We start from the raw sequence: 12,749 nt of genomic DNA on the forward strand, positions 1-12,749 counted from the left end.
AATCATGCAATCAAGCCAGTGTGCCAAAACTGAACCGGAGTGACCAGTGACATCGCGCGCAGGGCAATGCGTTTTACTTATACTTATAAAAATTAACTCAGCTCTTTCGCTAATATCTGGAGTTCTTGAATAAACAGACGAATGCTTGCACTGGGGTCAGCGTCGGCACGCATCGTCAAACCAATCTGACGCGATGTTTCCTCTACCGCTATAGGCAGAATACTAAACACACCCGAAGAAATACCGTGGAAAATCTGGCGACGCGACAATAAGGCAAGCCGATTGCTATCTTGCAACAATGCCTGCAACACTATGGCGCTATTCACTTCCAGTTCAGCAGAAGGCGGGGCAACCCCCGCTGCGCGAAATGCGCGTTCGAACGCCTCTCTTGCAGGCGTGCCGCTTAACGGCGCTATCCAAGGCTGGTCCACAACATCGCGCAGCGTTCTCAACGCCTGCTTTTCCAACGGATGGCCACGCCGCACCACGACTGAAAGCGTATCTTCAAACAACGGTGTTTGCACAACATCACTGCCCGGCGCGCCGGGGCGCAAGGCACCCACTACGACATCAATATCAGCATGACGCAACTGGTACATCAAGCCATCGTACGTGCCATCCACAATGGTCACTTTCAGATCATGACGCCGGACCAACATGCGATCAACCGCACGCGGCACCAACACACCGGCTGATAAAGGCAAAGAACCAATGACAATCCGCCCCTGCATCCGGCCGTCGAACGCCGCCAGATCCTCACCGGCATGACGAAATTCCGCCAAAGCCAACTTCACGCGGCGCAATAAAGCCTCGCCGTTTTCGGTTAACCGGACACCCCGTGCGGAACGCTGGAAAAGTTCGCACCCCAGCAGATGAGAAAGTTGCCGCAATGTTTGGTTGACGGCCGGCTGACTCACCCCCAGCCGCTGCGCCGCAATAGTCTCACTGCGGGTGTCACAAAAAATAATAAACGTTTGAAGATGCCGGTATCCCACCGTGTGAACAAATCGGCTTGTCGCCACCGGCGCGCCACTTTGATCATGCCCTTTCAGCTCAGTCTCGGCCAACTGAAGCTGCGCCATCGCACGCTCGGCACGATACGACAACAAACGCCCCACCGGAGTTGGCAACATACCTCTTGCCGCGCGCTCAAACAAAGGGCGGCCCAAATCGTCTTCCAACTCCCGAATTGCGCGCGCAATAGCCGATTGCGACAACGGCAGAATCAGAGCCGCCTGAGCGGTGCTTCCCGTTCTACAGACGGCTAGAACAGAACGAAAACGGCGCAAATGAGGCGCCAGCAGGCCGGGCATGGAATGACTCCTTTCTGGGAAGGGGTCATTTTAACGGCCGTGGACGCCGACGTCCTGAATAACATTACAAAGGCATCATGCCATCGAGCACAACAACCGCGGGCTTGAGCGAATCGCCCGACTGCACTGCTTTGACCAATGCGCTTAATGTTGTGTGCTCATACCGGTACTGCGCACACGCTTTGTAATAAACCGCCGTTACCCGCAAGGAAGGCGAACAGCCTATGCGCGTTAAGTCCTGGCTTAAACGGGTAACGCAAAAGCCACCCATGTAGCAAACCAAGGTCATGCCGTTATGCGACAACCTGACCCAATCAAGGCTCGGCTCATCGACACGCGGCGCAACAAGCGTCACACCGCGCCCAACCTGCGAAGGCATGAGGGGCAGTCGCAATGCCGCCGGATCCAGGGTGTCATCACCCACATTGACTGGAGTACGCAACCGCGCCACCGAATAACCCGCCCGCCGATAACGCCGCATCTGCCCCAACGCAACCGTTTGGCCCCGCGACTCATTATCTTGCGGCTCCAACCGGATCACGCGTGCGGAAGGCGGCGCCAGCTCAACCACACTTTGATGAACCCGCGCGTCTACCAACCACACTTCGCTTTCCTGAAGTGCACGCATGGCTCGCGACGCGGTAAGCGCAAGTGTATTGTGGTTACGTGCCCGCAACCAAAACATGCTGGTTGCGCCGCTGGAGATAAGATGGACGAAAGTATTCATACCTTTCATGCAAGCAAATAACGTGCCAGAAAGAAATGCTCAAACCCTATTCAGGCTAACGAGGTGATGCCGGCGCGTGCGGCTCAATCTGCCTCATCCCCGAACATTTCCTGCACCACTTTGGCGCGATGCGACAGCACATTCGCCTGGTTCAACGATCCTTTGTCGGTTATTTCCCGCGCGACGGCAGACGGGGGCTCAGTTGGAATGGCGTAGCAGTCAATTCGTGTGGAGCTGCCCGGATGCATGGCGTTATGACGCGCAATGGCGGCGCAAACATACTCGTGAATAGCGGGATGATGCGCCAGCGCGGCATAGTTCAAATCATTCTGCCCCACATGACGTCGGGCAACCCCCGTATCCAGAAATACCAGCAAACCAAGGCGATCCCGCCCCTGGCCGGCAATTACCACATCGGAAACCAAAGGCAATAACTCACCCATCAGCAAACCACGCAAGCGCCCAACCGATACCCAGGTGCCTGAATGCAACTTGAAATTCTCACTGATGCGGCCTTCAAAAATGATGCCTTTCGACGGTTCGCTTTCATCGGCAAGACTGGCCGCATCACCGCTGCGAAAATAGCCTTCTTCATCGAAAACCCGTGCGGTTAAATCGGGCCGCCCCAGATAACCGGGCATCACATTCGGCCCACGCACCCGAAGCTCAAAACGTCCATCGACAGGCGCGAACTTGATTTCACAACCGGGTACCGGAATACCCACATTGTCGGCTCGATGCGATTCAAAAAACACACCGGTTGCCAAAGGCGCGGTTTCTGTCGCGCCCCACGCCGTTATCATAGGCACCCGATGCCCCCGCACCAATTCAGCCAATGCCTCAAGGTCGGACCACGTTTGTTGAGGCATGCCGGCGCCGGCATAAAACATAAGGTCAAGCCGACGAAAGAAGCTTTCACGCAATACGGAATCGTCGCGCATACGCACGACCAGTTGATGAAACGCCAACGGCACGTTGAAATGGATGGTGGGTGAAATTTCGCGCAAATTGGTAATGGTTTGCTCGAATAATGACCCTATCGGCTTACCCTGATCGATATGCAGGGTTCCACCATTGCACATCGCCAAAAAAAACACCTCATTACCACCAAACGTATGATGCCAGGGCAACCAATCCACCAAAATAGGCGGCCGCTCAAGCACAAAAGGGAAAATCTGACGCAACTGCTGCTGGTTGGCACACAACATGCGATGCGTATTGATCACCCCCTTGGGCGCCCCCGTTGAACCCGAGGTAAACAAATATTTGGCAACAGTATCAAGGCCGACTTTGTCATTTGCCTGCGTGACCGCGTTGGTGGGCGCTGTACTTAAAACCGCATCTAAAGCGGTATGGCCGGGCACGGCTTCCGGCGTAATCACCTGCAAAGGCAAATCGCACACTTGCACTAACTGCCCAACCCAGTCTGTTTGCCCCACGTAAGCCACGCAAGGCTTCAACGTGTCGACGCACACTTTCAGTTTGTCGTGCGCCCCTTTTTGCGAAACATAAGCCGGCGAAACAGGTGCAACCGGCACCCCAACATAAAGCGCACCCAACAAAAGCGAAGCCGTCGCCAATGAGTTTTCGGCCAAAATCAACAATGGGTTGTGCGCATCACACCCTTTATCGAGCAAAAACTGCCCCACCGACCGCGCCTGCATCAGCGCCTGCTCGTATGTTAGATGCTGCCAAGCCTGCGTTTCATCACGTTGCGATAAAAAGACCTGCCCAGGCGCCTTCTGGGCCCACGCAAGCAGGTAATCGGTAATACGCGGTGCGTACTCAGCCAAAGGTTGGCTACTACGCAAAACAAAACCGCCGTTATCCAGCGGTGAACAAGTGGTTTCAGTGGGGCCGAAGAATGTGGTCATAAGGAGATTATCTTCTATTGACTTCCTCAACGCCACTGAATCCCTTTGCAAACAAAGTTAAACAAGCTACGTAATTAAGTGGAATAGCCGAGCACCAATACAATAATGAGTGCGGCAATGGCATACCAAATCCAGCGTTGCTGCATTGAAGGTTGTTTGCCACCCGAATCCCGGCCCGCTGCCTGCCCTTTGGATGCGGCATCTTCCGTGGGTTGCGCCGCGTTGTTCGAGGCCCCAGCACCCGACGCTTCACCCTCACCTGCACCCTCCGGCTCAACCCGCTGTTTAAAACGCTCGAAAAATTCGTCGGCCATTTTCTTGGCAACGCCGTCGATCAGGCGAGAACCCACTTGGGCCAGCCGGCCCCCGACCTTGGCCTGCACTGAATACTCCAGTTCGGTTTGCCCAGGCAAATCGCCCAAAACAACACTGGCATTGCCTTTGCCAAAACCGGCAGCACCACCCGACCCATCAAACGTTAGCGTATAAGACTCAGGTGGGTTGATATCGCCTAACGTTAACTTGCCCTTGAATTTGGCCTTGATCGGCCCGACCGCTGCGGTCATGACAATGTCGTACTCATTTTCGCCGCTTGCCACAAACTGATCACACCCTGGAATACATTGCTTCAGTACCTCAGGGTCGTTCAACGCCTCCCACACCTGGGCCCTGGGCAGTTGAATAACTTGTTTTCCAATTAACTCCACACGACCCCCTTACGCCTGGCTACCGGCATTGATTCGATCAGCCGCCAGCCGAACCGCCTGAATAATTTCAGGATACGCGGCGCAACGACACAAATTGCCGGCAAGATAATGTTTGATTTCCGACTCTGTCGGGTTAGGATTGGACGCCAGCAACTGTTTACTCATCAGCAAGAAGCCGGATGTGCAAAACCCGCATTGAAATGCGCCGCAATCGATAAAGGCTTGCTGAACAGGATCAAGCTGACCCGAAGCATCCAGGCCCTCAACCGTTTCGACCTGGGTACCATCCAGGTCAGCCGCCAGCGCAAGACACCCGCTAACCGACTTGCCGTCAACAATAACGGTACAGCAGCCGCACAACCCTTGCCCACAGCTTTCACGCGCACCGTAAAGTTCAAACGTGTTACGCAACACATCCAGCACGGAATGATGGGTTTGCACATGGGCCTTAACAGGTTGGCCATTCAAAACAAAACTAATTTGAGTATTGTTGGATTCGCTCATCACTCCCCCCACTGGCGAAACTTGGGATCATTCGCATGCAGTTCCCGGCACACGGTTTCATATTTCATTGGCATCGACGTAAGTCGCACCCCAACGGCATCTTCGATGGCTGCCGCAATGGCCGACGCCACACCGAACGCACCACTTTCGCCGACCCCTTTGGCGCCAAACGGACCATTGTTCTGGTAGGCATCGACGGCTTCGTTGCCCATTTGGTCGGGCAAGTCGGTAATGCCTGGAATCTTGTACTCGGCAAATGACGCATTGCGAAGCTGGCCGTCCTCGTCGAACTCCATGTTCTCGTACAAGGCCGCGCCTATTTGCATAATGGCAGCGCCCGAAACTTGCGTTTCCACAATCTTCGGATTCAATGCCGTACCGCAATCAACCACGTTTTCCATGCGTACCAAACGGAACTGGCCGGTTTCCGTGTCCACCTCAACCTCAACACCGCAACCGCCAATCATCCAGTTCGGCGTGATGCTCTCGGAGTGTCCCGTTTCCTTGTTAGGCGAAATGTAATCGGGAATATAGCTGCCAACCCCAACAATATTGCCGGCCTGCATGCCGTAGCGCTGCTTAAGCAATTTGCCGGCTTCCAACGGTTCCCCTTCAGGCACACCCAACTGAGCTGCCAGCACCTTCATTTTCTCGACGGCATCTTCGGCCGCAAGGCGTACCGCGTGACCCATATGGAAGGTTGAGCGTGACCCCAGCGTCGCCATGTCGTAAGGCGTAACGTCGGTGTCCGGACGAATGACCTTGATGTCTTCCGGATCAATGCCCAACACTTCAGCCGCCACCATCGACATGGTGGTATTGGAAGCCTGCCCCATATCAACCGTCGACATATGCAGGAAGCAGCTGCCGTCCGCCGAAAGGGTAACCATGGCCACCGACGTGGTGGGCGCAACAAGCGCCTTGAAGCCCACACCCACACCGCGACCGCGTCGCAGTTTTTCTGTTCCACGATCAAACGGCTCATTCCATTTCATGCGTTCGGCCGTGCGATCCAATACTTCAATTAATGCCGCATCGCGCATGATGGTGCCGGTGGCATGCGGACGCCCTTCTCGCAACATGTTCAGGCGACGGAACTCAACCGGATCCATACCCAGTTCACGCGCAATAATGTCGGCCTGGCTTTCGTACGCCCACACCAACTGCGTAATACCAAAACCACGGAACGCGCCCGCCGGCGGCAGGTTGGTGTACACCTGATAGGAATCCACCCAAACGTTGTCTATTTCATAAGGCCCCGGTGCCGTAAAGCCCGACTTTTGCGTAACACGCGGGCCAATATCGGCATAGGCACCGCCGTTCCACCACACCGTGCACTTGCGGCCCGTAATACGCCCTTCCTTATTCACCGCCGACTTGATCTTGAAGGTGGTGGCGTGCTTGGTAATGGTGTAGAACTGTTCTTCCATGGTTAACGCGACGCGCACCGGGCGCCGTGCCAGCATGGTAAGCGCCACAGCCAGCGCTTCCAGCTTCACATACAACTTCGCACCGAAACCCCCGCCCAGAAACGCGGTTCGTACACGTACACGAGATTCCGGCCAGCGCAACAAGCGCGCAATTTCCAGGCGCACAAACGACGGGCTCTGCGAAGCAGTGTGCACGGTAATACCAGAATCCGTTAATTCACCCACCGAAATCATGGGCTCCAACGGTGTATGCATCACCTGCTGGGTACGGAACGAGTGCTCAAAAATATGGTCGGCTTCGGCAAACGCTTTTTCCACATCACCCGTGCGCACCTGGAAATCCAACGCAATATTGGTATCACGCCTTCCTGCAAGGTGCTTCAGATCGGGGAATGTGCCGGCTGGTCGCAGCTCGTCGTGCACCACTACTTTCGACTCGGCTGCCTCCACTTCATTAAAGACCGCAGGCAACTCTTCATAGGTCACGTCAATTAGATGTGTGGCTTCTTCCGCAATATACGGGTCTTCCGACAGCACCACGGCAACAGGCTCGCCCACATAATGCACTTTGCCCACAGCAAGAATCGGCTGATCGTGAAATGCGGGCCCGAAATAGGGCTCGGGCATCACCGTCATAATATCTTCCGAGGTGATAACGGAATGCACGCCTTCCAGCGCTTCTGCTTCCGACTTATCGATAGACACAATACGTCCGTGCGCAACCGTACTGCGTAGAATTTTGGCATGCAGCATGCGCGGTAGCGTAAGGTTGTGAATGTATTCAGCGCGGCCGCTTACTTTTGTCTGGGCCTCGAAACGACCCCGGGAACGCCCCAGTTCGCGCGTTTGATCGCGTTGCGTTTCCATTTTCATGATGCCTCCTGTTGTCCGCCGCCCACTGCTGCACGCACCGCGCGCCCCAGATAAACGCTAAGCAAGTGTTTTTTGTACTGCGCGGAACCATGTTGATCGCTAACAATATCCAAACCATGCGCGGCTTCTTCGCCTGCCTGCTTCAGCAAAGCATCAGAAAGCGGTTGCCCCACCAACAATTGAACGGCATTGTCGAGCGACGTGGGGCGATCGGTTGCCGCGCCCACGATCAAGCGCGCGTCGGCCAAGCGGTCTTGCTCCATTTTCACCACAGCTGCCAGGCCTAACGTTGGCCAGTCGTGCGATACGCGTGTGGTTACTTTGAAATACGCCGCTTGCCGCCCCTGCATGGGTGGCACAATCACTTTGGTAATCAGCTCATTGCCGGCCAACGCGGTTTCGTAATAACCCAGGCACAAATCTTTCACGGGTAGCTCACGCGAACCATTCGGCCCCTGAATCACCACCGTGGCACCCAACGCGGTTAACACCGGTGGCATGTCCATGTGGGGATCGCCATGGGCCAGATTGCCGCCAATCATGGCTACATTGCGCACCCGAATATTCGATAACGTTTTAAACGTACGCGCCAACATGGGCCAACCCTGTTGAATCTCAGGCGAGCGCTCCAGTTCTGCCAGCGTCGTCATGCCGCCAATATGCAAAGAGCCGTCGGCGGCCACTGCAATTTGGCGGAACTCATCTTCAACATGGCGCAAACTCACCAAACGTGCCGGCCGCAACACGCCGGCTTTCATCATCAGCATAATGGCCGTACCGCCGCTAACCGGCCGTGTGTCGGGGTCGTCTGCACTAAGCAGGCTAACCGCCTCGGCCAGTTGCCTGGGCTTAACGTAATCAAAAGGCTTCATCAGGTTGTCTCCTTTCCCTACCCTTGTTATTTACTGCTGCACGCGGCTGCGCAACTCAGACAGCATGCGTGTAATGTCTTTCGGCACCTCAAGCGGCGTTAAATGACGCGCGCCCTCAATGGTTTTCAGGCGTGAACCCGGAATACCCTGATACAAGGCTTGCGCCATAGCCACCGGCGTGGCGTAATCTTCCGTTCCCACCACAATCGACACCGGCATGCGCAACCCCAGCAACTTCGAACGTGCATCGAACGCCCCCATGGCATGGCAGGCGCCTTCATAGCCGGTTAAATCATTGGCCACAAACACCGCCACGCTCTCTTGCACAACCTGCGGATGACGTGCCCGGAACGGCTCACCAAACCAACGCGTTTGCTGGAAACCCACCAAACTGCCGAACCCTTCCAAACGCGCTTTCGCGGCACGGTTGGCCCAATCGGCGGCGGCATTTTCGCCGTACCAGGCGGTGGTATCGATTAAGCCCAACGCACGCGTGATATCGGCGTTATCAATGGCAAACTGCAATGCCACACAGCCGCCCATCGACGCGCCGGCCACCACCACCTGGTCAATACGCAAGCGATCAAGTAAAGCGCGAACGTCAGCCGCCATGGCGGCGATGGTATAGGGCCCCTGCGGTTTGCTTGAACGGCCATGACCGCGCAAATCAACACATAGAACGGAACCTTGTTTGGCCAATTCAGGCGCCACAAAGCGCCAGAAGGAGTGGTCCATCGCCAAAGAGTGCAACAACACGGTGCAAGGGCCGGGCTGTTGCGACTCGAAATACTGGTAGTGCAAATTCACATTGGGTGCCACGGCCTCATTGCCGTAACGGGGGGTACATTCAGTTGTTGTCATATGCTTGTCCAATTCGTTGTTGAAGCAGGCTAAGCCTGAGCCGCAGGCGCCACAGTGGCGTCGCCTTCGCCGCTGCGCTGCAAACCGTCGGCCACCATGCCCGAGGCCTTGGCGAACTCCAGGTAACGACGCACCAACGCGGCCGCTTTATCACGCCCTTTGGGGCAACCCATCGCCTGCTCAATCACCGTGAAGCGCCCCTCAAGCACGCGATAGCCGGGGAACTGTCCCGCATGGGTGTTCAAGGGTTGACGTACGCCTGCAACCGTACTGATGCCGTCGGCGTCGAAACGCTCAATCGCATCTTCCGACAAGGGATAACGCACAATCTCAGCGTTCTTCAACGTGCGCGACAAGAACAGGTCGTAAGCCGCGCCTTTGCCCACCGCCACCGTCACGCCTTCCTGATCGACATCTTCGATGGTTTTAATGGGGGAGTCTTCGCGCACCATATACGTACCTTCAATCAGCACATACGGCGCGGTATAGGCAATGGTTTCGGCGCGCTTGGGGTCGATGGCCAGAAACGCAATATCCCAGACGTCATCTTGCGCAGTATCAGCAACCTTGCCCGCAGTGTCGAATGACACAAACTCAACTTCCAACCCAACACGCTGTGCCAGGCCACGCGCCAGATCGGCCGAGACGCCTCCCGCCTTCCCTTCCGGCAATCGCTTGGCCAACACCGGGTTGCCATAGTTAATGGCGGCCCGAATGCGGCCTTTGGGCGCAAGCTCTTGAATGGCGTCGGGATCTGCTTTCCAGTCTGGCTCATGTTGGTTGCTATTCAAACCACGGCTCCTTATATGAATTAATTTTTTTCATTGATGTGTTTGTTGTGAAAACAAACCAAAATATTTGCGTTCTTTTAAGCCATTACCTTCGGTAAACGGCTTGCCTTCTTCATCGTAACGGAACACAATTAAAAGAACTAACGATACTTATTCATTACAGGCATGAATTAAATTCATGCGAATTCACTACACCTTGACCTGTCTGTTTTCATCCTCGCCGTCCGTTAAAAGATGCCCCGCAATCTGCCCTCTTTAACCAGCCTGCTTGCCTTCGAAGCCGCCGCACGTCACTTGAATTTCACGGCGGCGGGCAAAGAGCTGCATCTCACGCAAACTGCGATCAGCCATCAAATAAAAAATCTCGAAGACCATCTTGCCACACGGCTGTTCGTACGACGTAACCGTGCACTGGTGCTAACCACCGCCGGGCAGCAGTATCTTGAATCGGTGCGGGACGCTATTGGTTTATTGCAATCGGCCACCGCAAGAACACGCGACGAAAAGTCGACCGAAGTTTTAACCATTCACTGCCTACCCACGTATGCCATGCAGTGTTTAATTCCCCGCCTGCCGGAATTTCAGGCCTTGCATCCCAACATCACGCTGCAGGTTCTCACCCACTCCACCTTCGACCAGTTCCGCCAACGCTCTTACGACATCGCCTTCCGTTACGGCACCGGCCAATGGCGCGGGCTGAAAACACAATTGCTGCAAAGCGAAGAAATCTTCCCGGTTTGCACCCCCACGCTCGCCCAAGGCATCAACCCGGAAGCCCCCCACGCTGCCCTGGCCCAGCTGGCCCAAATTCGAACTTATTTTTCGTCCACGTACCAAGATGACTGGCCCGTATGGCTTGAAGCCGCCGGCCTGGGCAATATCGAGTTTGCCCGCGAAATCATTTTCAACTTGCAAGTTACGTCGTTGCACGCCATTGTGAACGGGATTGGAGTGGGGCTGGGCCGCACTCCGCTTATTGACACTTACCTGCGTGAGGGCACACTAAGCGCCCCGTTCAAGTTGAAACTGAAAACGGGCTCAGGCTATTACATCGTTTGCCCTGAAGACAAAGCCGAGCACCGTCGTATCCAGGTGTTCTGGAAATGGGCCTGTGAAACCTTGGGTGCACAACCCGATGAATGAGGCTGCAACCCACACCACCCAAGCGGGCACCTTTCAACCTATTGGCGCCTTGCTGCAACATTATGCGTGGGTCCATCCCAATAAAACCGCGCTGGTCGACGTCGACAACGGCCAACGCCTGAGCTTTAAAGCCCTGCGGCAAGCCGTCGAACAAAGCGCCCTTGCCCTTAAGCGTACCGGCCTGCAACCTCAGGAAAAGGTGGTACTCACGGGTGACAACAGTATTGCGAAAGTGATTCTATGGCTCGCCATATGGCGTGTTGGAGGTGTTGTTTGCCCGCTCGACCCCGGTTTCATTCGCGCCTCGCTCAGCACCGTGGTCAACGCAATCAAACCTGCACTTGTACTTGCCGGCAATACACACGACCATGACCCAGCCCCAGGTACATTGCCCAATTCGATTCGCATCGTTTCTTACTGGGATACGCTCGACAACGGGGTTGTCATGCTCGACGCCCAAACAACGATAAGCACATCCACACACAGCACAAGCACTGAAACATCCTTTCCCGTAAATCAGGCTCACGACGTCGCCTGTATTTCCTGCACGTCAGGCACCACAGGCCGGCCCAAAATCGTGGTGTACGACCATCAGGCCATGTGGCTCAACGGCCTGGACTCAATCGCTATGCTGCAACTGGACTCAAACGACCGAATGCTGGAATACCGTTCGTTGAACTGGTACTCCAGCCAGATTCTAAGTTTGATGCCGTTTCTGCAAACAGGCCTCACACTGCATTTGGCTCGTCGATTTTCATTAAGACGCTTTGGTCAATGGATATACACACACCAACTCACCGTGAGCGTGGGCGTGCCCACGATTATTCAATTGTTATTGAAAGAGCCCATTGCACAGCATGAAAAGCTTTTGTCATCATTACGCGTCATCACATCCAGCACCGCGCCGCTTGCCATTGCACACTGGAAGGCATTCGAACAGTACTATCAGCGCCCACTCATTAACCTTTATGGCAGTACCGAAACAGGCTGGATCAGCGGCAATCGAATCCACGACCGCAAACCAGGCAGTGTTGGGCGCGTGTTGAGCTCGGTCCAGCTTAGCTTTGCCGCTCAACGCCCCATGCCCGGCGACGCCCCTATGCTGCAACCGTTTCTGGTTAATACGCAAAAAATTGCCCTGGGTTATCTGGACCCGGACGGTACCTTGCAACCGTTACGCAATCAGCCATTCCTAATGCGCGATGCCGCGCAACTGGATACTGACGGCTATTTACATGTTTGGGGGCGAACCGACGACCTCATCATACGGGGCGGGGTCAAAATTTCACCTGCCGAAGTGGAAGCTATTGTTGTGGGCCATCCCCATATCCAAGACGCCGCGGTTATTGGCATGCCCGATGAACTATACGGTATGCAAATCGTCTGTTTCTTCGTCCCTTACCAACATCAGGCCACTTCCACGGTCGACATTGTTCAACACTGCCGGCAAGTATTACCCCTGGAAAAAATTCCACAACACTTGATTCCGCTGTCACGCCTGCCCCGTAATCATCGGGGCAAAATTCTGAGATCGCAACTTACCTCACTGGCCCGCAATTTATTGAAGGCATAATCATTTGGGAATTTATGCATTTTCTGCTAGAGTTCCTAAAAAATGTATATATATCAACATATTAGGCAAGCTTAAATTATT

At 54.9% G+C, this 12,749-nt stretch carries 11 protein-coding genes; 2 read left to right on the plus strand and 9 right to left on the minus strand.

Annotation, left to right across the window (positions count from 1 at the left end; all coding sequences use genetic code 11):
- Positions 1-92 precede the first annotated feature (92 nt).
- The 9 genes from CJO09_RS11595 to CJO09_RS11635 form a co-directional block, all read right to left on the minus strand.
- The gene (locus CJO09_RS11595; RefSeq protein ID WP_119442483.1) at positions 93-1,313 is read right to left on the minus strand and encodes a LysR family transcriptional regulator; all 1,221 of its coding nucleotides are present in this window, start codon (positions 1,311-1,313) and stop codon (positions 93-95) included.
- 64 nt (positions 1,314-1,377) lie between these two features.
- Entirely contained in the window at positions 1,378-2,040 is a 663-nt protein-coding gene (locus CJO09_RS11600; protein WP_114420275.1) for an SAM-dependent methyltransferase, read from the minus strand.
- Between the two features lie 83 nt (positions 2,041-2,123).
- Positions 2,124-3,914 (minus strand): feruloyl-CoA synthase, encoded by a 1,791-nt coding sequence (locus CJO09_RS11605; protein WP_119442485.1) that lies wholly within the window; start codon positions 3,912-3,914, stop codon positions 2,124-2,126.
- Positions 3,915-3,988: 74 nt separating this feature from the next.
- Entirely contained in the window at positions 3,989-4,621 is a 633-nt protein-coding gene (locus tag CJO09_RS11610; RefSeq protein ID WP_119442486.1) for an SRPBCC family protein, read from the minus strand.
- Positions 4,622-4,630: 9 nt separating this feature from the next.
- Positions 4,631-5,125, minus strand: coding sequence for a (2Fe-2S)-binding protein (locus CJO09_RS11615; protein WP_114420272.1), 495 nt, complete (start codon positions 5,123-5,125; stop codon positions 4,631-4,633).
- A complete protein-coding gene (locus tag CJO09_RS11620) occupies positions 5,125-7,428 on the minus strand; it encodes a xanthine dehydrogenase family protein molybdopterin-binding subunit (RefSeq protein WP_119442487.1) in 2,304 nt (767 codons plus the stop codon). The genes CJO09_RS11615 and CJO09_RS11620 overlap by 1 nt, the downstream gene beginning before the upstream one ends.
- Positions 7,425-8,300, minus strand: a complete 876-nt coding sequence (locus CJO09_RS11625; protein ID WP_119442488.1) for an FAD binding domain-containing protein — start codon at positions 8,298-8,300, stop codon at positions 7,425-7,427. The genes CJO09_RS11620 and CJO09_RS11625 overlap by 4 nt, the downstream gene beginning before the upstream one ends.
- Before the next feature lie 30 nt (positions 8,301-8,330).
- Positions 8,331-9,161 (minus strand): alpha/beta fold hydrolase, encoded by an 831-nt coding sequence (locus tag CJO09_RS11630; protein ID WP_119442489.1) that lies wholly within the window; start codon positions 9,159-9,161, stop codon positions 8,331-8,333.
- Between the two features lie 29 nt (positions 9,162-9,190).
- A complete protein-coding gene (locus CJO09_RS11635) occupies positions 9,191-9,952 on the minus strand; it encodes an ABC transporter substrate-binding protein (RefSeq protein WP_119442490.1) in 762 nt (253 codons plus the stop codon).
- Positions 9,953-10,186: 234 nt separating this feature from the next.
- On the opposite strand from CJO09_RS11635, the gene gcvA reads away from it, so the two are divergent.
- Both gcvA and CJO09_RS11645 read left to right on the plus strand, forming a co-directional pair.
- Positions 10,187-11,095: a transcriptional regulator GcvA gene (gene gcvA, locus CJO09_RS11640; RefSeq protein ID WP_119442491.1), complete on the plus strand. Its 909-nt coding sequence runs from the start codon at positions 10,187-10,189 to the stop codon at positions 11,093-11,095.
- A complete protein-coding gene (locus CJO09_RS11645; protein WP_147404924.1) occupies positions 11,064-12,668 on the plus strand; it encodes a class I adenylate-forming enzyme family protein in 1,605 nt (534 codons plus the stop codon). The genes gcvA and CJO09_RS11645 overlap by 32 nt, the downstream gene beginning before the upstream one ends.
- Positions 12,669-12,749 lie beyond the last annotated feature (81 nt).

It is taken from the genome of Neopusillimonas maritima, assembly GCF_003576595.1.
GTDB classification, from domain to species: domain Bacteria; phylum Pseudomonadota; class Gammaproteobacteria; order Burkholderiales; family Burkholderiaceae_B; genus Neopusillimonas; species Neopusillimonas maritima.